20 protein-coding genes are annotated in these 18,854 nt (G+C 63.3%); 7 read left to right on the top strand and 13 right to left on the bottom strand.

Annotation, left to right across the window (positions count from 1 at the left end; all coding sequences use genetic code 11):
- The first annotated feature begins 8 nt into the window (after positions 1-8).
- Both lipA and JJ896_12175 read left to right on the top strand, forming a co-directional pair.
- Complete coding sequence (gene lipA / locus JJ896_12180; protein MBO6780402.1) at positions 9-905, top strand: lipoyl synthase; 897 nt, start codon at positions 9-11, stop codon at positions 903-905.
- A 6-nt stretch (positions 906-911) separates the two neighbouring features.
- A complete protein-coding gene (locus JJ896_12175) occupies positions 912-1,685 on the top strand; it encodes a CPBP family intramembrane metalloprotease (protein MBO6780401.1) in 774 nt (257 codons plus the stop codon).
- Positions 1,686-1,722: 37 nt separating this feature from the next.
- Here the strand turns inward: JJ896_12175 and JJ896_12170 are convergent, their stop codons facing one another.
- From JJ896_12170 to JJ896_12125, 10 genes are all read right to left on the bottom strand, one after another.
- Positions 1,723-2,640 carry a PorV/PorQ family protein gene (locus JJ896_12170; protein MBO6780400.1) on the bottom strand — a complete coding sequence of 306 codons (918 nt, stop codon included), beginning with the start codon at positions 2,638-2,640 and terminating at the stop codon, positions 1,723-1,725.
- Positions 2,641-2,642: 2 nt separating this feature from the next.
- Positions 2,643-3,653 (bottom strand): hypothetical protein, encoded by a 1,011-nt coding sequence (locus JJ896_12165; protein MBO6780399.1) that lies wholly within the window; start codon positions 3,651-3,653, stop codon positions 2,643-2,645.
- A complete protein-coding gene (locus tag JJ896_12160; protein MBO6780398.1) occupies positions 3,650-5,176 on the bottom strand; it encodes a hypothetical protein in 1,527 nt (508 codons plus the stop codon). Before JJ896_12160 ends, JJ896_12165 begins: the two co-directional genes overlap by 4 nt.
- Positions 5,169-5,978, bottom strand: coding sequence for a hypothetical protein (locus JJ896_12155; protein ID MBO6780397.1), 810 nt, complete (start codon positions 5,976-5,978; stop codon positions 5,169-5,171). The genes JJ896_12160 and JJ896_12155 overlap by 8 nt, the downstream gene beginning before the upstream one ends.
- Before the next feature lie 153 nt (positions 5,979-6,131).
- A complete protein-coding gene (locus JJ896_12150) occupies positions 6,132-7,379 on the bottom strand; it encodes a site-2 protease family protein (GenBank protein MBO6780396.1) in 1,248 nt (415 codons plus the stop codon).
- The gene (locus JJ896_12145) at positions 7,380-8,582 is read right to left on the bottom strand and encodes a pyridoxal phosphate-dependent aminotransferase (GenBank protein MBO6780395.1); all 1,203 of its coding nucleotides are present in this window, start codon (positions 8,580-8,582) and stop codon (positions 7,380-7,382) included.
- Positions 8,582-9,082: a pantetheine-phosphate adenylyltransferase gene (gene coaD, locus JJ896_12140; GenBank protein MBO6780394.1), complete on the bottom strand. Its 501-nt coding sequence runs from the start codon at positions 9,080-9,082 to the stop codon at positions 8,582-8,584. Before coaD ends, JJ896_12145 begins: the two co-directional genes overlap by 1 nt.
- A gap of 7 nt (positions 9,083-9,089) precedes the next feature.
- Complete coding sequence (gene rsmD / locus JJ896_12135; GenBank protein ID MBO6780393.1) at positions 9,090-9,635, bottom strand: 16S rRNA (guanine(966)-N(2))-methyltransferase RsmD; 546 nt, start codon at positions 9,633-9,635, stop codon at positions 9,090-9,092.
- A gap of 2 nt (positions 9,636-9,637) precedes the next feature.
- Positions 9,638-10,516 (bottom strand): hypothetical protein, encoded by an 879-nt coding sequence (locus JJ896_12130; GenBank protein MBO6780392.1) that lies wholly within the window; start codon positions 10,514-10,516, stop codon positions 9,638-9,640.
- Between the two features lie 28 nt (positions 10,517-10,544).
- The gene (locus JJ896_12125; protein MBO6780391.1) at positions 10,545-11,006 is read right to left on the bottom strand and encodes a hypothetical protein; all 462 of its coding nucleotides are present in this window, start codon (positions 11,004-11,006) and stop codon (positions 10,545-10,547) included.
- Positions 11,007-11,226: 220 nt separating this feature from the next.
- On the opposite strand from JJ896_12125, the gene JJ896_12120 reads away from it, so the two are divergent.
- Complete coding sequence (locus tag JJ896_12120; GenBank protein MBO6780390.1) at positions 11,227-11,949, top strand: pyridoxine 5'-phosphate synthase; 723 nt, start codon at positions 11,227-11,229, stop codon at positions 11,947-11,949.
- Entirely contained in the window at positions 11,946-12,827 is an 882-nt protein-coding gene (gene era / locus JJ896_12115; GenBank protein ID MBO6780389.1) for a GTPase Era, read from the top strand. The genes JJ896_12120 and era overlap by 4 nt, the downstream gene beginning before the upstream one ends.
- Before the next feature lie 11 nt (positions 12,828-12,838).
- Here era and JJ896_12110 read toward each other — a convergent pair whose 3' ends face one another.
- A complete protein-coding gene (locus JJ896_12110) occupies positions 12,839-13,945 on the bottom strand; it encodes a 4-phosphoerythronate dehydrogenase (protein MBO6780388.1) in 1,107 nt (368 codons plus the stop codon).
- Positions 13,946-14,275: 330 nt separating this feature from the next.
- Between JJ896_12110 and JJ896_12105 the strand changes: the two genes are divergently transcribed.
- Entirely contained in the window at positions 14,276-14,923 is a 648-nt protein-coding gene (locus JJ896_12105) for a cell wall hydrolase (GenBank protein ID MBO6780387.1), read from the top strand.
- 193 nt (positions 14,924-15,116) lie between these two features.
- Here JJ896_12105 and JJ896_12100 read toward each other — a convergent pair whose 3' ends face one another.
- Entirely contained in the window at positions 15,117-15,731 is a 615-nt protein-coding gene (locus tag JJ896_12100; GenBank protein ID MBO6780386.1) for a PorT family protein, read from the bottom strand.
- Between JJ896_12100 and bshA the strand changes: the two genes are divergently transcribed.
- Positions 15,730-17,013 carry an N-acetyl-alpha-D-glucosaminyl L-malate synthase BshA gene (bshA, locus tag JJ896_12095; protein MBO6780385.1) on the top strand — a complete coding sequence of 428 codons (1,284 nt, stop codon included), beginning with the start codon at positions 15,730-15,732 and terminating at the stop codon, positions 17,011-17,013. The genes JJ896_12100 and bshA overlap by 2 nt on opposite strands.
- A 1-nt stretch (position 17,014) precedes the next feature.
- The gene (locus JJ896_12090; protein ID MBO6780384.1) at positions 17,015-18,067 is read left to right on the top strand and encodes a hypothetical protein; all 1,053 of its coding nucleotides are present in this window, start codon (positions 17,015-17,017) and stop codon (positions 18,065-18,067) included.
- Positions 18,068-18,132: 65 nt separating this feature from the next.
- Here the strand turns inward: JJ896_12090 and JJ896_12085 are convergent, their stop codons facing one another.
- Positions 18,133-18,780: an MBL fold metallo-hydrolase gene (locus JJ896_12085; protein ID MBO6780383.1), complete on the bottom strand. Its 648-nt coding sequence runs from the start codon at positions 18,778-18,780 to the stop codon at positions 18,133-18,135.
- Positions 18,781-18,854: the final 74 nt, after the last annotated feature.

Raw genomic sequence — 18,854 nt, 5'->3', positions numbered from 1 at the left:
GCCAGCCGGTGGACGATGCGGTCATCGAACTGCCCGTCGTCCAGCCCGCTCCCGTGCTCAATGAGCGGGGCAAACGGCCGGACTGGCTGCGCGTGAAGCTTCCCTACGGCGACAAGTACAAGCAGATCGTCGACCTCGTGGACGACTTCAATCTGCACACCGTGTGTCAGAGCGCGCGCTGTCCCAACATGGGCGAATGCTGGACGGCCGGCACGGCGACGTTCATGATTCTGGGCAACGTCTGCACCCGAAGCTGCGGCTTCTGTGCCGTGATGACGGGAAGGCCGGACGAGGGACTGGACTGGGACGAGCCAAGACGTGTCGCCGAGGCGGTGCGCATCATGGGCATTCAGCACGCAGTCATCACCAGCGTGAATCGCGATGAGCGCCAGGACGGCGGTGCACCGATCTTTTCGGAGACGATCCGCCTGATCCGCGAGCAGGTCCCGGGTTGCACGGTGGAAGTCCTGATTCCCGACTTCCGGGGGATTTGGGACGCCTTGCAGCAGGTTATCGATGCGCGCCCGGAGATCATGAACCACAATGTGGAGACCGTGCCCCGGCTCTACAAGCGCGTGCGCCCACAGGCGGTCTACCAGCGCTCGCTGGACGTGTTACGCATCTCCAAGGAGCAGGGTCTGCGCACCAAGAGCGGCATTATGGTCGGCCTCGGTGAGACCGAGGAAGAAGTCCTGACACTCATGGATGACTTCGTGGAAGTCGGCGTGGACGTCATGACCATCGGCCAGTACCTGCAGCCCACCCGCATGCACCTGCCCGTCGAGGAGTTCATCCACCCCGACGTCTTCCGCCGGTACAAGGAAATCGGTGAGGCCAAAGGCATCGAACATGTGGAGAGCGGCCCGCTCGTGCGCTCCTCCTACCACGCCGAGCAGCACCTGTAGGCGGTCGTGCTGAGACGGGAGTTCGAACGTGCCCGTCGGGCCGCCGGCCGGCTGGATGTGCAGACCACGACGGTGCTGCTCTCAGCCGCCCTCCTGGTCATTGTCCAGATCAAGTTCGGGGACCGGGACATCTTCCGGGAGCACTTCGCCGATGCTTTCGAAACGCCCTTGCGCGAACTCCTTCCGTGGGCCTGGTGGTTCGGCATGCAGGGCATTCTGGGCTTCGTCATCCCCGTCGCGATACTGCTCGGCGTATTCAAACGACGGGCTTCCGAGGTTGGTCTTGGCCTGGGAGACTGGAAGCTTGGCCTCGGCATCATGGCCGCCTATCTGCCCCTGGTCGTCGTGGGTACCTGGTTCCTCTCTGCGGGCGATGGGTTTCTTGCCCAGTACCCACACCACGCCCCGGCCGCACGGGACTGGACGATATTCCTGATCTACGAGGCCTTCTTCCTGCTCTACTGGGTAGGCTGGGAGTACCTCTGGCGGGGTTACGTGCTGTTCGGCACCCGCCACACGTTTGGTGTGCATGCCATCATTGTGCAGGCCCTTCCGTTCGCGGTCCTGCACTTCACCAAACCGTTTGCTGAGGCCTTCCTGTCCATCATAGGCGCCGTAGCCCTGGGAGCGCTGGTCTGGCGCTGCCGCAGCTTCTGGATTGCGGTGCCCATCCACGCGGCGCAGATGATGATCCTGGATTTCTGGTGTGCAATGCGGGTTCGCACCGGCGTTCGCGGAGTCGGCTTCGACGCGCTGGGTCAGCTGCTCTCAGGCGGCTAGGAGTCCGCTGCCGATGGCCCTCCCGGGCAGCCGGCGTCTACTTCGAGCCCCCGTAGACCAGCGAGAACACGTGACCGGGGCCGCCAAAACCCGCCTCAAACGGCAGCAGGGCGTAGTCCAGTCGAATCCCCCCGGCTTCAAATCCGAGGCCCGCGGAGAAGTCACGGAGCGCATCGTTGCTGACATAGCCCAGCCGCACCTGCACGGTTTCCAGGACCGTGGTCGCGGCGCCGACGTGCAGGCGACTCTGCTCAGTCACCGTGTTTTGACTGAACTCAACCGTAAGGACGGCATCGATCAGTGTGGCACCGTCTTCAAATGACAGCACGCGGAAGGGTGCAACGGCTGCGCCCACCCGCACCGTCGTCGGCAACTCGGTGGGTCTGTCTACCAGCTCTTCCATCGAGCCGACGTTGAGTAGCGCCGCACCAAGCGTCACCGACTCGCGCACCAGTGGCAGCTGCACGCCGAAATCTGCTGCATACCCGGTAGCACTGGCGCTGAAAATGCGTTCTGAAAGGTAGCGCCCCGTAATGCCGAGTCGCACCGGCCCCAGGTTTCGCGCAAGTGCCGCTCCGGCGCTTACAAACTGCACGTCAAACGTGCCGTCTCGGGGGCCCGGACGCTGCCGGGACTCCAGGTCGGTGGTGCCCGTGGCCCTTACAAACAGGCCCATCGAGCCAAGACCACCGGCATCGAACCGGCCTGCCACCCCGTAGGTGCTGACGTCCGCGATCCACTGGTGGTGGGTCAGGCCCAGCGCCGAGCCGGATTCTGCAGCCAGGCCGGCCGGATTGCGCTCCACCACGAAGGGCCCCGTTGCGAGGGCCACGCCCGCATCGCCCAGGGCCATGCCGGCTGCATCCGGTCCGATCTCCAGAAACGCGAGTCCACTGGACTGTCCCCGAGCGGGAAGCGCAGCGAGCAGAAGTACCAGGGGGAGCAGACGGCGCATGGTCAGTCTAGGTAGAGTCGCAGCGAAAGATAGTGGGCGCTGCCCATGCCGTACGGTTCAGCCGCGAACGTATACCCGAGCTGCGAGGTCAGCGAACCGACCGGTTGGGTCAGGCTGAAGCCGAGCGCCGGTCGGAATGCCCCGCCCGCGCCGCCTGCCGTGCGGTCGAGCCCGGCGAAGACGTCCAGGTATTCCATGGCCGCATAGCGCACCCCCGCACGCACGAGATCCTGCCGCAGGGTCAGCTCCTCCGCCGTGGTCGTCTGGACCGGCGAGTCACCGAGCAGCCGCACGGAGGTGGTGAGCGTCTCGACGGTGGTGAACCGTGATTCGAGCTCGGCCACGGCAAGCAATTGCCCGTCCATGAAGGCGTGAGCCGCGGCCAACCGCAGCCTGCGCGGGAAGTTGTCCGTGGTCGACTTGCCGCCGGAGCTGTATAGACCGGAGGAATCCCACGTGAACCGCGCCAGCAGATCATCCGCCACAAACGCGAGCCGAAGGTCATCCGTGACCCTCGCGGTGACGCCGAAATCCAGACCTACCGTGTTTACCGCACCCAGTCCATCGATCAGATCTGACCGGAACAGCTGCAGACCGATCCCGGCAGTGACCCGGCTGGAGAAACGCAGTCCAAACGCCAGAAAACCCGCAAAATCGCTGGTTTCGTACGTGGTGGTGTGGTAGCCGTCGTTGTTGCGTCCGTCAATGCCACTCACCACGGCGTGCGTCAGACCGATCGCGATGCCGGCTCGCTGAAGCGGCGAGGCCAGCTGCACAAACTGCAGGTCGCGATCCATGCTGAGCATGCCAACCGAGGCCGTCAGGCTCTGCTGCTCGGCGAAGGGTGCCAGCGCCGGATTGTAGAAGGGCGATGCCGTCGAGTCGGCTGCGAGGGCATTGCCCATGCCGACCCCGCGCGCGCCAAAGCCCATGCGACTGTATCCGGCAACAGACTGAGCCTGAACCGGCGCCGCGGCCAGGAAGGCCAGCAGAAGAAGAATCGCACCCCTCATTCGACCACCAGGATTTTTCCGGAGGCGCTGAAGCCCCCGCTGCCGGTAATCGTATAGAAATAGGGCCCGTTAGCCAACCGGATTCCGCGTGCGTCGCGACCATCCCAGACCGACTCGCCTGGACCGGCGACACGATCGTCGGTCCACTCCCGGACCAGACCCATGCCGTAGTCCATCACCCGGATGCGCACGGTGCCGGTGGACGGCAGATCGTACTTGAACCGGATGAATCGGTCGATGGCCGGAGAGAACGGATTTGGGTACGCGTAGGCGTCCACCGCCGGGACCTCATCCGTGGGTGAGGCCGGGTTGGTCGGGATGTCCGCACGGATCACGCTCCATGTCTGGCCACCGTTGCGACTCCTGAGAAGCCCATCGCCCGTGCCTACCCAGAGGGCATCTGAGGTGGTGGCCACCGAGAACACCGACGATCCCGGCCGGATAAATCGTTCTGGCCGGGCCGCATCCCGGAAGCTGCGCTGGTTGATCCAGGTCTTTCCGAAGTCGTCGGAAGTGTACAGCCCGGCGTCCGTCGCTGCATACACCACCTCGCCGCGAAATGCGAAGTCGTAGACCTTCTCTCCCTGCAGGGTGGGTTCGAAGGTCTCGCCGCCGTCGCGCGTGACGGCCGCGCCAAACTGCGCGGTGCCGCCGCCACCCGAGTTCCAGGTGGCCACCCACACGGGATTCCGGCCGGGCAGCGGCTGCTCCTCAATGGAAATCACCCAGTTGGCGGGCATCGAATCCGGTGTGCCGTCGTGGGAGAATCGCTGCCACGACAGGCCGCCGTCCACGGAGCGGTTCAACCCTGCCGGCGTGCCGGCCCACACAAAGCCGCTCTCGTCCACCAGAACCGCGAAACCCATGTGGTTCAGTTCCCCGGTACCCCCTCGCTGGGGTTCTACGCGGAAGGAGTAGCTGGAGTCGGGGTGCACGTAGTCGAAATCATCCGGAGGCAGCACCACGCGATCCCAGTTCAGGCCACCGTCGCTGGACCGGCGAATGCCACTGGCCCAGCCCGCCACCCAGACGTCGCCGGTGGCGGGATGGTAGTCGATGTCGAACGGCGGGCTCTGCTGTGGCACGATCACCGGCAGCGCACTCAGCGTGTTGACGCCGTACTCGATGGTCTCGTCTTCAGGGTCATCCAGCTGCGGGAAGCGATATTCAAACGAGCGCCCACCGTCGGTCGAGACCAGGAAACCCGCCGCCGTCTGCACAGACTCGCCACTCGAGCGATCGCTCCGGCCGAGGCCGACCCAGAGCACATCGCCTTCTACATCCAGGCTGAACACGCGATTGGCTCCGCGGCCTACCGAATCCGCCTCGGCACGCAGCCAGCGCCCCCCACCGTCGGTGGTCAGATTGAGAAACGGCCCGATCCACAACGAGTCGCCTTCGGCATGCAGGTTGGCCACCGAGTTGGCCAGAATGCCGAACTCACTTTCCACAAGTCCCGCATCCTGCGCGTGCGCACCGGCCACCAGACCCGCACACGCCAGAAGTGTCAGCAGCCTATTCAATGGTCAGTACCCGGGTTACTGGTTCACTCATCAAACCGGAGCGGTCCGTCGCGACAAAGGTCAGCGTGCGCTCCCCGGGCGAGTTGTTCTCGTTGATCTGAATGGTGAGCGTAAAGCGTCCGTCTCCCGCTGTGGCATCTCCACTTCCGAATCCAGGATTGCACGCACCCTGCCCACCGTCGTCGCAAAGCAGCAACGGCGAGCCGCCGTCAAACCGCACTTCCACGCGGGCGATGTTGGCCAGGCCGTCCGGGTCCTCAACCACGGCGACCAGCGGAATCGGTACGGGAGCTCCCCCGGCTGCGGGCCGCTGCACACGGTCCGGCATATCAATTTCGGTAATCACCGGTGGCTCAAGTCCCCCTGCCAGCTGAAGCGTGCCTCGCGCTTCATTGCTGAGCACGCCGCGCGAATCAGAGGCGTACAGGACCAACACATAGTCGCCCGTCAATGCCACAGGAAGACGCACTTCCGGCTGGGCAGTCCATGTATTTCCTGCAGCGCCGGTCAGTAGTCCTGCAGCTACGGGTTCGTCTGAGCCAACCGGGAAACGCAGCACGAAGCCAACCTCGGCAATGTCGTCGTCCGGATCGGTGACGACTGCGGCGATATCGAGGGTGACCACCACATCGTCCCCCTGACGGGCCGATGACGGCAGCGTGTCAATCTGGACGACCGTCGGCGAGAACGTGAGGTCGGTGATCTCCGGGGGCAGGGCACCCGGATCGTCAAGGCCGGGGGCCGTATCGCAACCCGCCGCGAGCAGCAGCAGGGGCAGCAGGAGCTTTCGTTTACCGGTCATTCGGTCCGATTGAATGCAGTGCGGTATCGAAAGTCGGGGGCAGGCCGTGGATTCGTGATGACGGGCAGGGCTCGTGCGCGGCATATAGGCGGAGAAGGCCGTGGGGTTTCACGGGCTACACGCAAATCTGGTGAACGGCCCGCACGCCGGCGCCTACAGGATGTACAGCGGCTTGAGTGAGAAGCAGAGCAGGAAGATCACGACGGAGAGCCATGCGGCCCATCGGCGTGCGCGTGTCAGGGGTTCGTGAACCAGCACAGGCGGATGATCCACGCGGATGAGAAATACGATCAAGGCACACCAAACCAGCCAGCCCGTGTATCCGAACCGAAGCATCGATTCCCCAACCGCCGCACCCACCGCCGAGAAGAGAACCATGGCCAAGAGCCACGGCGCCACCCTCCGCACGTCGCTGCCGAACATGCGGGCCAGGTAAACAAACAGAATGAGTGCCAGCCCCAGCCAGGTGCCGACCTCCTTCAGCATGGACTGCGCGCGGATATCGGCCATCGCATCCACGTAGCCCAGCGCGCCACTGGCCAGCAGGAGCAGCACGAACCCCCGGGCAAGCCTGCCATGCCATTTCGGGCCGGCGAGCGCATACAGAATGTGGCCCCCATCCAATTGGCCGACAGGCAACAGGTTCAGGGCCGTGAAAAACAACCCGAGCCAGCCGGCGAAGAGAAATGGGTAGTGGTACATCTCATGCATCGGCGGCACGTTCTCCACAAAACGCGTCATGACCCAGTACAGCGGGGTTTGCCCGACGACCAGCAGCATCGTGCCGTCGTCCGGCGTCTCGGGGATGCCGTGCGGAAGCCGGCCGGTCTCCTCCACGTGCGCCTTCAGGCTCTCATGCCCTTCCAGGCCCAGCACATAGTCGGGTTCCGGGAGGGTGGCCAGCCCATACACCAGCACCAGCAGCGCGACCACAAAACCCGCCAGCGGTCCCGCAGCCCCGATGTCAAACAATTTGCGCAGGCTGGGCACCTGATCCCGAATGCGGATCACGGCACCGAACGTTCCGATGCCGTTGAACGGAAACGGGATGTAGTACGGCAGCGATGTGCGCACCCGATGTACGCGCGCCGCCAGGTAGTGCCCGAATTCGTGCACCGTCAGGAACAGAAGCAGCGAGCCCCCAAACCTCAGTCCGTCCAGCAGGAAGTCGATGTTGATCCTGTTGCTGCCCCACAACGTGATCCATCGATCCATTTCGGCATAGTGGTCGAACCGTCCCACCATATAGCCGCCAGCCCACACCGTGGACGCAAGGGTCGCCAGAAAGAGCACGATGTGCAGTCCGTATCGATCACGGTATTCGGGCGATGGCGGGACCGGCCATCCCCCGCTGGACTGCCCCGGTACGTCCGCCCCGCTTTCGGGAGCCCCTCGATCCACCTAGTGCAGCGCCCCCAGCGCGGTCTCGAAGCGATCCATGGCTTCCTCCAGATTGGCCATAGAAGCGGCATACGAAATGCGCAATCCGTCCGGGTCTCCGAAGGCGTGACCGGGCACCAACGCCAGATTGTGGGCATCCAGGAGATGGAAGCAGAGCGTTTCGGCAGAATCGACGACCGTGCCGTCACCCGCCTTGCGACCGTAGCAGGCCTTGACACTCGGAAACACGTAGAAGGCGCCGTCCGGCCGTGGGCATTGCACTCCGTCCAGGGCAGCCAGCCGCGCGAGCACATAGTCGCGGCGGGCCTGGAACGCCGCCACCATCTCCTGCACCACCGAGTGCGGCATCTCGAGGGCCGCCAGCCCTGCCTTTTGGGAAATACTGCTGGGTGCAGATGTGAGCTGCGACTGCAGTTTGCTGACCGCCGCTGCAACCTCCGGGATCGCTGCCAGATAGCCCAGCCGCCAGCCGGTCATGGCGTACGCCTTCGAGAATCCGTTTACCGTCACCGTGCGATCGGCCATGCCTTCCAGTGACCCGATGGACACGTGAGGCACCTCGTAGCGGATATGCTCGTAGATCTCGTCCGAGAGCACCCATACCTGCGGGTGGCGGCGCAGAACCGCTGCCAGCGCGTCCATCTGCTCGGGCGTGTAGGTGCCCCCTGTCGGGTTCGAGGGCGAACACAGGATCAGCAGCTTGGTCCGGGGCGTGATCGCCTCCTCGAGCTGCTCCGCGGTGAGCCGGTACCCGGAGTCGACCGTGGTCGAAACCGAGACCGGAGTCGCGCCGGCAAACCGGGCCATTTCCGGGTAGCTGACCCAGTACGGGGCGGGGATCAGTACCTCATCGCCGGGCCCGCAGAGCACGCTGATCGCCATGGCAACGGACTGCTTGGCCCCGTTCGAACAGACGATATCGTCTGCACCCACGTGAATGCCGTTCTGCTGCGCGAGCTTGTCACGGATGGCTTCGCGCAGGGCAGGCAACCCCTTGTTGTTGGTGTAGTGGGTGAACCCCTCCCGAATCGCCCGTTCGGCAGCCTCGGCTATGAACGCCGGGGTGTCAAAGTCCGGCTCTCCGGCACTGAGGCCGATCACCGGGTGCCCCTGGGATTTCTTCTGGTTGGCACGCGCCGTCATGGCCAGCGTGGCCGACGGCTGCATGGCCGAAACACGATCGTTAAAGGACGCCACGGGCATCAGGCTCGGGAAGCGGGTGGGTTGGTGAGTGCACGCAACACCGGGTCCGGAACGAAACTGGAAATGTCTCCGCCCCAGTGATGAATCTCCCGGACCACCGAGGCCGCTATCAGTGCGTGCTCCTCGGAGGTCATCAGGAAGACGGTCTCCAACCCTTCGTGCAGGCGCCTGTTCGCAAATGCCATGCGAAACTCGAAGTCGAAGTCGCTGACCTGACGAAGCCCTCGGATCAGCGCCGCCGCATCGCGCTGCCGGGCATAATCCACCAGCAGCCCCTCGAAGGGTGCCACGGTGACGTTGGCGTAGCCGGTCACGCATTCCTCGATCAGCCGGCATCGCTGATCCACACTGAGCAGCGGCTTCTTGCTGGAATTGATGGCCACCGTCACCTCGATTCGGTCGAACAGCCGGCTTGCCCGGTCAACGATGTCCAGGTGGCCGTAGGTAAAGGGATCAAAGGATCCGGGGTACAACCCCAGGCGGCCCTCAGTGCTGCTCATTGCGTCCTCAGGATGCGGGCGATGGGGCTGCAAGGTACGTGACAACCGTGCTTCCGTAGGTGCGCCGGTCAAGCAGTTGATCAGCCGGCACCTCCGGGGAGCGCCTCCCGTGCTCCAGCATCAGAATCCCGCCCGGTGATAGCAGCTCTGCTGCGGTTTCAAGCAGCTCCTGCTGGTCGTCGTACACATACGGCGGATCGGCCGCGATCAGGTCGAACGAGTCGTTCGATCGTCGACACCACGCCAGGGCGTCCGCAGTGTGAATCCGGCATCTGTCCACAACGCCGAGCGCCGTCGCGTTCTCCCGGATGGTCTCGGCCACCTTGCGGTTCTGTTCTACAAACGTACAGGACGCCGCTCCGCGACTGACGGCTTCCAGACCGATCGCCCCGCTTCCGGCAAACAGGTCCAAGACCTGCGCACCCTCAAAATCCAGCCGAGCCGCCAACCAGTTGAACATGGCCTCACGCACACGATCGGTGGTCGGTCGAACCTCGGCGCCCTGAGGCACCCGAATGGTTCTGCGCCGCAACGAGCCGGCGATAATGCGCATGCTCAGAGCAGCGCCGCCCCGACGGAAGGCACGAATTCGGCCGACGAGTATTCCGGGTCGAGGCTGTCCGGATCCAACTCAAGCAGGGCCAGCGGATTCATGATCTGAACCCGCCCCTGGAACAGGGCCTCCACGGCCGGCGGCACGCGCAAGGTGCCAAAGACCAGAGCCCGAGCCACGTGATCGGCAGACCAGCCCATGAGCGAGAGGGCCTCTCTGATGTGGTGTATGGAGTCTTCGGGTGTCGGCAATCCACGCGCGTGCGTGGCAAAACGCCACCCGGATTCGTCCAGAATGGCGAGTTCGAAGAGATTGTCGAAGTAGCCGAGCGCGACGACACAAACGCCACCGGCGAGGTTGACGCCGCCCAACCGTACCACTTCCGCGGATGCTCTGAGTGCCGAGACGGCCTGCGCGTCCTCCGCCTTCAGGTTGGCCACCGTGGCCCCGAGGTGCTCCAGCACGACAGGACGAATGGCCGTCACATGAAGCAACTCGCTGTCTTCACCTCTCGCTGCCGCATCTGCACCTATTCCGCCGCCGGAATTGTCGGCCGCAAAGCCCAACAGGCCGGCCTCGAAGCTCACCGCAGATACCGGATCCGCCCCGTCATGGGCTGAGAAAAAGGATCGGCAGAGCGGCGGATGGAGGGCGGCGCGCAGCCTGCGCGACTCGGAAGTGCCCAATGCCTCCACCAGGGCCTCAGAAATGATGTCCCGCTCCTGATCGGCGCCGTGATCAGACAGCGTGCGATTCAGATCGAAGTCGAAATCGCACTGCCCGAGTCTGAGCAACCTGAAGCCGCGCTCCGTCTCCTGAACCTCCGCGTATCGAAGCGATCGGTCGTAAAACGCTATGCCGGCGCTTGTAGGTGCGGCCATAAGCGGGGCGTGCCCCGGAACGGGGTGCTTACTCCCAGTTTGCCGCGTTCAGCAGCGTCACGTCCGGAATGAGCGAGCCAATCTGGTCGTTGGTATCGGGATCCTTGAGCAGGTAGATGAGGACCTGAGAGGTGTCGTTGATGGCATACTCGAACGCATTTCCGGTGCGTGGCGAGAAGATCAACGAGTCCACATCAAAGCCGGGACCAAAGACGGAGTCCCCCTTGACCGACAAAATCGAGTCCTGGCGGATGTACATCTGGAGGGAGTCCAGCGAATAGGGGTAGCGGCCGTTCTCGGACCGGTAGTTGGTCAGGGCCGTACGGACCTGGATCATTCGGCCGCGTGTGTCCTGCGTGATTTCCTGCTGACGCTCGACGGCCTCATAGGGCTCCGTGATGGAGACGTACAGGAAGTATCCAAGACCCACGATGACAATCGCGAGGATGAACTGGATGGCCTTGTTCAGGGCCTGGCTGCTGGCGGCCATTATGCGTCGTTGGGTGAGGTGGTGGGCCAGAGAGAGGGGATCTCGAGGGGAAGCTCGAATGCGGCCGCAGGAATCACTGCCTACCGCATCAAATCAGAATATACGGGCACCCCTCTAAATACAAAGGTGTGCCACGTAAACTCAAAATCGCTTCAAAACTCCGCTCACTCGCGGGGGTATCACTCGCTTCAAAGACACGCTCCCCCTGCCGTAGTTGCTTATGTCCACCAGGCTGCTGATCAACATTGACCACATCGCCACACTGCGTAACGCGCGCAGGGAGCGATTTCCGGACCCCGTCCAGGCGGCGGTGTTGTGCGCGATGGGTGGAGCCGACGGGATCGTTTTTCATCTCCGGGAAGACCGTCGTCACATCACCGACCGCGACGTTCGGCTGCTCAAGGAAACCGTGCGAAGCAAGCTGGATTTCGAGCTCTCGACGGCCGAGGAAATCGTTGCGATCTGCTGCGACACGGCGCCTGACCTGGCGACGCTGGTACCGGAACGGAGAGAGGAGGTTACCACCGAAGGCGGCCTGGACGTCCTGGGGACCCGAACGCGTCTCGAAGAAGTCATCCCCCGTTTGCTTGACGCCGGCATCCCTGAAGTGGCGCTGTTTGTGGATCCTGACCTGGACCAGATTCGTGCGGCCGCCGATGTGGGCGCCAACGCTGTCGAACTTCACACCGGGGAATACGCCACCTCGCGGGGGGCAGACCGCCAGGATGTGCTACTGAGACTCGCCGAGGCAGGCGAGCTGGCTCACGAACTGGGACTGGCCCTGCACGCCGGGCACGGCCTCGATTACGAGAACTACAGCGATTTCAGGATGGAGATGCCCCACCTTGACGAAGTGTCCATCGGTTTTGCGATTGTCGCCCGCTCCGTGTTCGTCGGCCTGGAGCAGGCCGTACGGGACATGGCAAGCCTGGTGAAAGCATGACGGAACTGCATCGCACCGGCTACGCGGCACTGCTCGGGCGGCCCAACGTCGGCAAGAGCACGCTGGTCAACCGTCTGGTGGGCCAGAAAATTTCCATCGTGACGCGCAAGCCCCAGACCACGCGCACGCGAGTGCTGGGAATCGTGTCCGAGCCGGGACACCAGCTCATTCTGCTGGACACGCCGGGCGTCATCAAACCCAGCTATGGCCTGCAGTCATCTATGATGCGGGCCGTAGAGGGCGCCGTTCGGGATGCGGACGTTGTGCTCTTCCTTGCCGACGTCACCTACGACACCCCGGATACCCTCTCCCTGGAGTACACCGGAGGCAAACCGGTGATTCTGGTCCTCAACAAGATGGACCGCATCGCCAAAGAAGAGGCCCTTCCCCTGGTGGAAGCGTACGGCGCCCTCCGTGAGTTTGCCGACGTAGTGCCGGTCTCCGCGCTCAAGGGCGACAACGTCGACACGCTCATGTCGGTGATCCTGGAACACCTGCCCCCCGGCCCGCCACTGTACCCGGAGGACATGCTCAGCGAGCAGCCGGAACGCTTCTTCGTGGCCGAGATCATTCGCGAGAAGATCTTTGAGCGATATCGTCAGGAGGTGCCCTACGCCACCCAGGTAAACATCGTGGACTACCGGGAGGAAGAAGGCCAGAAAGACGTCATCGACGCCGAGATCGTGGTTGAACGCGATACGCAGAAAGGCATCCTGATCGGCAAAGGCGGACAGGCCCTGAAAGCTGTCGGAACCGCCGCTCGCGCGGACATCGAAGCTTTCCTGGAGCGACCCGTGTTCCTGAGACTGTTTGTGAAGGTGCGCGGCGACTGGCGCAACTCCGACACCTTCCTGAAATCCTACGGCTATCGGGACTGAGCCGCCGGGCCTCAGGACTGAACCCTGCATCCAAGCGCCGCAGTCAACGTGCTTGCCACCGCTGCATCCACGCCTGAAACGGCACAGGATGAGCCCAACCGCTTGCCCGGGTAGTTCGCACGGTAGTCTTCAAAGGTGCTGCCCCCCGACGACATCCCTCGGAGGAATCGGTCGTCCCGATTCAGGCGAACGATGCGCTCGGCGATGTTCGCGGGGGTTTCTCCATTCCCGCTGACCGCGTCTGGCTGCACGAGTCCAGGGTGCGGCTCCGGAACCGGGGCCCCCAGGAATTCCGCGATGGCCACAGTCACCATGCGGGTCGCGTTCCACTTGGATTCGGCGGCGTAACCGGCGATGTGGGGCGTGGCCACGTCGACGCGATCGATCAGTGTCGGGTCGGGGTCTGGCTCTGCCTCCCAGACGTCGAGCGCCACCCGGGAAGGACCAGTTCCTCGCTGCAGCGCTTTGGAGAGCGCCCCGCCATCCACCACCGGACCTCGGGACGTGTTGAAGAGCCAACCGCGAAAGCTGGCCAGACGATGCGCATCGATCAACCGGAGCGTCGTATCAGGTCCGCTGCGGATCAGCGGGGTGTGCAGGGTCACCACATCGCACGTCGCCAGGAGCTCCTCCAGTGCATGGAACCCATCACCGCCTTCGTGCCGAGCCCGCGGCGGATCGTTCTTGAGGACCAGCAGGCCCAGTGCCTCGGCGCGGCGCGCCACCCGCGTGCCCACCTGCCCACAGCCTACGACACCCATCGAGGTCGGCATCCCGTCCATCTCTGCGAACCGCAGCAGCACGGCCATGACGTAGTCCGCTACGCTATCGGCATTCGCCCCCGGGGCGTGGCGGAATTCGATGCCGTGTTCGTCCAGCCAGGTGCGATCGACGTGGTCCAGGCCCGCTGTGGCGCTGCAAACGAGCCTGATTCCGGTGCCCTGCAGCAACGCTTTTCCGACTTCACGGACAGATCGGACCACCAGAATGTCGGTGTCTGACAGGCTGTCAGCGTGCATTTCCGACGCATGAAGGAGCCGAACCTCGCCAAAATCTGAAAACGCGGCTTCAGCACCTGGAATCCCGGAATCAGCTGCAATAACAGCACTTTTCAGCATGAATCACCCCGTTGGCGAGACGGCACAAACTGCTGGTTCTGCTTCATTTATCGGAAGCGCTTTGTATAGCGGGCACGAACCTTGTAGGGAGGAATGACCAACATGCAATGAACCAGGAGTGAACGATGCGAGAACGCCGGATGAATACGACGAGACCGCCCGTAACTCCATGTAACACATGTTATTGCGCCCCGTAGGCAGCCGAAACCTGTCCCTGACCCTTGGGTTGAGGGGCGTCCGATTGACGGACTCCGTCCTTCGGACCCGATCCCCCGTGGCCCCTGTCGCGGTAGATCGGCGCTTAGTATGTCAAACCAACCGCAAGAAGCCATGATCCAGAAGCCAGTAGCACTATACGCTGCTTGCTTTCTGAGCTTTACAGGCGTCTTCGCGCTTTCGGGTGAGCGCGATCAGCACACGCCGGCTCCCATTGACTTTACGGAGTTGATGGAGAACCGCACGGAGATTGATCGCATGAACCCATATGAAGAGGCTCTTCTGCGCCCCCGGCGCATGACTCCTCTTCCGCCTGAGAAGATCGATTCCGAAACGCTCTGGCTTGCCCGCGCCATCTTTTCCGAGACCAAGCGTCCCGAAGAGCAGCTGCTGGTAGCCTGGGTGATTCGAAATCGGGTGGAGACTCGCTACCGGGGACGGGCCAGCTACCAGGGTGTAGTTCTTGATCCGTACCAGTTCAGCGCGTTTCTGCCCGGAAAGAAAACCCGAAGCTTCTACGGGAGCCTGACGCCGCATTCAGCGGTGCCGGGCTGGAAGACGGCTTTGAACATTGCGGACCATGTCCGCAAGAGCGAAGCCGTCGAGAGGCCCTTCTCCCTGGAGACCCGCCACTTCTACAGTGAGCGCTCCATGGTGAACGGACGTGCGCCCAGATGGGCGGACGGCCGAAGCCCGGTGAAGCACAACAGACCATTCAAGGTGGACGAGCGTCGATTCCGGTTCTTTGCCGGTATCACCTGATCCAACCTGCCAATACATAAAAACGGGGCGTCCTCCAGCGAGGGCGCCCCGTTTTCTTTTTGCCCAGGTCGCGGCTCCGGGCACGAGGCCTGGGCGGCTTGGGTCCCGGCTCGCGGGCGGCGAGCCAGCCGGCTCCGGGCACAAGGCCGGGGCGGCTCGGGGTCCCGGCTCGCGAGCGGCAAGCCGCCGGATCCTAGAACTTCAGCCCGAGCCGCAACATCACGCTATTGGAGCGCTGGTCATTCTTCTCGGCCACGAAGGTGCGTCCGCCGACCGTGAACTGGTCCTTGATGAAGGGCGAAACCCCAATCGCATACCGGAACTCTGGTAGCAACGTCAGTCCTCCGGCGCTGACCTCGAGCCCAAAGCCGACGTTGCCGGACACGGAGATGCTCTCCAGCGACTCGTCGTAGTCCTCATCCGTGGAGCGCGGAATGCTGAAGACCGGTCCGCCCAGGATATACGGACTGACGACCGGCGTCGGCAGGACCTGAAACCTCAGGTCTACAGGAAAATCCAGCGCTGATACATCCACCGTTGAGCGGACATTCTGCACCGTCACGTCGAACTCGCCGAGTTCGCGATAAAACGCGCCCAGGCGCAGTGCCACTGCCCCGGCCCCCACGTCCAGGAAGACACCCGCGTGGTAGCCGGTGGCATTCCCGTATGTGGATTCCAGACTCTGGCTGCGCAGGTCCGAGACGGACTCAAAGTTCAGGCCGGCCGCGACGCCAAGCTGCGCCTGCGCCGTCGGCACAGCCAGAATCATCAGGGTTGCGGCTGCAATCGCAGCAATCGATCCACGCATGGAGAGATCTCAAATGGTGATTGGGTTCGCCAGCAACCCGATTCGCGGGTCCGTGGTTTCGCCGAGGCACGATCATACCCCTGCAACCACCCGTGGCATCACGGGTACGACAGCCGCATCCAACCAGAATCGGCTTATGCGCATAGGGATTACGTGCTATCCCGTCTATGGCGGCAGTGGTGTTGTGGCCACTGAACTCGGCAAGGCACTTGCCTCACGGGGTCACGAGATCCATTTCATCGCGTACTCGATGCCGTTCCGACTGGGTACCATCCGGGAGAACGTGTCCTTTCATGAGGTCAACGTCAACGCGTACCCCCTCTTTGAATACCCGCCCTACACGCTGAACCTGACCAGCAAGATTGTAGACGTGGTGCGGTACGAAAAGCTGGATGTGCTCCACATGCACTACGCCATTCCGCACGCTACAAGTGCGGTTCTCGCGCGCCAGATCCTAGCGCAGGACGGCATCCACGTGCCGGTGGTGACCACCCTGCACGGCACGGACGTCACCATCGTTGGCCAGGATCCATCGTTTGCGCCCGTGGTGGCCTACTCCATCAACCAGTCTGACGGCGTAACGGCAGTTTCCGACTTCCTGAAGCGCGAAACCGAGAACACCTGCCAGGTCTGCAAGGACATTCGGGTGATTCCCAACTTCATCGACACGACGCGCTTCCGCCGTCAGATGAAGGACTACTTCAAGGCAGCGCTGTGCCCGAATGGCGAGAAAGTGCTCGTGCACGTCTCCAACTTCCGGCCGGTCAAGCGCGCCACCGAAGTCGTGGAGGTCTTCAAACGCCTCAGGGACGACAACCTGCCGGTCAAACTGCTTCTCGTGGGCGACGGCCCCGACCGCATGCCGGCGGAGCATCTGGCCCGCGAGCTGGGCGTCATCGACGACATTCGCTTCCTCGGCAAGCAAGAACCTGTGGAAGAGATTCTCTCCATCGCGGACTGCTTCCTGATGCCATCCGGATCGGAGACGTTCGGCCTGGCAGCGCTGGAAGCCATGGCGTGCGACGTGCCGGTGGTAGCGACCAACATCGGGGGCCTGCCGGAGCTCGTGGAGGAAGGCGAATCCGGTTTCCTGTGTGATCTGGGCGATGTGGAGGCGATGACGGATCGGGTGCGGGCCATTCTGACCGATGACGCCCTGCATCAGCGCATGGCCGCCGCCGCGCGGGCGCGCGCGGTCGACCATTTTGACGCGGACCGGGTGATCCCGATCTACGAGGACTACTACCGGGAGGTCATCGAACGCATGGCCATGCCTGTCTGAGGTGGCCGGCCACCTGATCAGCCACAAGAAGCCGGTCTACACGATCAGCGACTACTTCCAGTCCTACCTGGAACGCTACGGTCGCCTGAGCCCATCGGGCATCAAGTATTCAGACCTGCTGCGGTACACCAACGCCGTGCCGGTCTACGACGAGGACGGCGACGACACACTCTGGTCCACCGTGCTCTACCCGCACGGAGAGACGGCTGAGATCCAGGAGCTCCTGCTCACAGCCTACGCCATTCTCAAGGCGCAGGGCGACATGTCGATCACGCGCAACCTGTCCATCGACCGGGTGGATCTGTGTGTCTACGGCAATACCCTGCCGTTCCGCGTGCGGGTGATCAACCGCATCAACGAGAACTTTGACTACTTCTACGTCAAGCGCGTGGACGCCAGCCGGGTGTATGGCCTGGAGTTGGAGCACATCCTGTCTCCCAACCGGCTGAACTACTTCCTCTACGGCGATACCATCATTGAGGAGCATGTCATCGGCGTGCCGGCCGACGCATTTGTTCGCGAAGGGATGCCGCTCACCGACTTCGACCGGGTGCGGCTGGCCAAGGAGTTCGTCAAGTTCAACGAGCGCTGTTTTGTGTGTCTTCTGGGCGACATGCACTCCGGCAACTTTGTGATCGAACTGACGCGGGACTTCGAAAAGTGGCATTTCCGCATGCATCCCATCGACTTCGACCAGCAGAGCCATCACTGGCGGAAGGAAGTCTATTTGCCGCAGTATTTCCCCCAGAACGCGCCGTTCGTCAAGGTGACCATGCAGCACCTGGCACCCGAGAACGTCATTCAGTACCAGACCGAGGAACGCGCCCTGATCGCCTCCCGGGTTCGGGTCTCACACGGTCGATATGACGCGCTGATGGAGGTCATGCGGGAAGACCTCGTCGCTCCGGACGACCATGTGCAGCGCCTCGCTGCCGGACTCGCCGCCCACTACCACACCGAGTCATTCCTGAATTGCCAGACCATGGGTGATCTGGTCTGGCACTCCATCAACCTGTTGGCGCAGCCGGTTCGGGCGATGCCGTCTCGCCGCTGACAAGCCGGGCCGGGCCGGCTCTGCGGCCCCGGCCGGAGCGCCCCCGAGGCGGTCCGCCCCTGGGGTCAGATCCGGGAAATCTCGTGCAGGAACGGATTGTTCATGCGCTCCTTCCCGATGGTCGTCTCCGGCCCGTGCCCCGGCAGCACCCGCACCCGGTCCCCAAGCGGCAGCAGTACCTGGTAGATGGAGCGCATCAGCTCCGGAAGGGACGCGCCCATGAGATCGGTGCGGCCGATGGATCCGGCAAAGAGTACATCGCCCGAAATCACATAACCGCCCTCGCTGTCGTAGAACGAGAGGCTGGCCGGTGAGTGGCCCGGGGTCAGAAGGGCCTGCCAGCGCACCTCACCAATCTCGATGACCTCGCCGTCGGTGATGAAGCCTGTCGGCTCCGGAGGCTCTTCCAGTTCGACCCCGAACATCTGCGCCTGCAGAGAGGCCGCGTTATAGAGGGGCATCTCATCCCGGTGAAGTCGCAACCCGCAGCCGAGTTCGCGCACCAGCGCCGCGCAACCGAAGATGTGGTCCAGGTGGGCGTGCGTGAGCAGAATCTCCCGAACCGGGTGTCCGAGCGATTCGACGTATGCGAGGAGCTGTCGAATCTCCCGCTCGCTCTCGCAGGACGGATCCACAATAACCACCTCCTCCCCGTCGTGGCAGACGAAGCAGTTGGTAGAGAACGGGTTGAAGGTGAACGTCTTCAGGGTCATGGGCAGGCGCTTTGAAGCCGCCAACCCGAACCGTGGCGCCAGGCTCCCGGCTCACACGAACTTCCGAACCGCCG

The sequence above is a fragment of the Rhodothermales bacterium genome (genome assembly GCA_017643395.1).
Classification (GTDB): Bacteria; Bacteroidota; Rhodothermia; order Rhodothermales; family UBA10348; genus JABDJZ01.
The sequence above is the reverse complement of the archived record's forward strand: the minus strand, read 5'-3'. Positions and strand labels throughout refer to the sequence as shown.

What these genes read in the sequence shown, in the direction of transcription:
- JJ896_12170 (MBO6780400.1), bottom strand. Translation starts at nt 2,640, where the DNA reads ATGCGCCGTCTGCTCCCCCTGGTACTTCTGCTCGCTGCGCTTCCCGCT.
- JJ896_12165 (MBO6780399.1), bottom strand. Translation starts at nt 3,653, where the DNA reads ATGAGGGGTGCGATTCTTCTTCTGCTGGCCTTCCTGGCCGCGGCGCCG.
- JJ896_12155 (MBO6780397.1), bottom strand. Translation starts at nt 5,978, where the DNA reads ATGACCGGTAAACGAAAGCTCCTGCTGCCCCTGCTGCTGCTCGCGGCG.
- JJ896_12145 (MBO6780395.1), bottom strand. Translation starts at nt 8,582, where the DNA reads ATGCCCGTGGCGTCCTTTAACGATCGTGTTTCGGCCATGCAGCCGTCG.
- coaD (MBO6780394.1), bottom strand. Translation starts at nt 9,082, where the DNA reads ATGAGCAGCACTGAGGGCCGCCTGGGGTTGTACCCCGGATCCTTTGAT.
- rsmD (MBO6780393.1), bottom strand. Translation starts at nt 9,635, where the DNA reads ATGCGCATTATCGCCGGCTCGTTGCGGCGCAGAACCATTCGGGTGCCT.
- JJ896_12130 (MBO6780392.1), bottom strand. Translation starts at nt 10,516, where the DNA reads ATGGCCGCACCTACAAGCGCCGGCATAGCGTTTTACGACCGATCGCTT.
- JJ896_12125 (MBO6780391.1), bottom strand. Translation starts at nt 11,006, where the DNA reads ATGGCCGCCAGCAGCCAGGCCCTGAACAAGGCCATCCAGTTCATCCTC.
- JJ896_12120 (MBO6780390.1), top strand. Translation starts at nt 11,227, where the DNA reads ATGTCCACCAGGCTGCTGATCAACATTGACCACATCGCCACACTGCGT.
- era (MBO6780389.1), top strand. Translation starts at nt 11,946, where the DNA reads ATGACGGAACTGCATCGCACCGGCTACGCGGCACTGCTCGGGCGGCCC.
- JJ896_12110 (MBO6780388.1), bottom strand. Translation starts at nt 13,945, where the DNA reads ATGCTGAAAAGTGCTGTTATTGCAGCTGATTCCGGGATTCCAGGTGCT.
- JJ896_12105 (MBO6780387.1), top strand. Translation starts at nt 14,276, where the DNA reads ATGATCCAGAAGCCAGTAGCACTATACGCTGCTTGCTTTCTGAGCTTT.
- bshA (MBO6780385.1), top strand. Translation starts at nt 15,730, where the DNA reads ATGGAGAGATCTCAAATGGTGATTGGGTTCGCCAGCAACCCGATTCGC.
- JJ896_12100 (MBO6780386.1), bottom strand. Translation starts at nt 15,731, where the DNA reads ATGCGTGGATCGATTGCTGCGATTGCAGCCGCAACCCTGATGATTCTG.
- JJ896_12085 (MBO6780383.1), bottom strand. Translation starts at nt 18,780, where the DNA reads ATGACCCTGAAGACGTTCACCTTCAACCCGTTCTCTACCAACTGCTTC.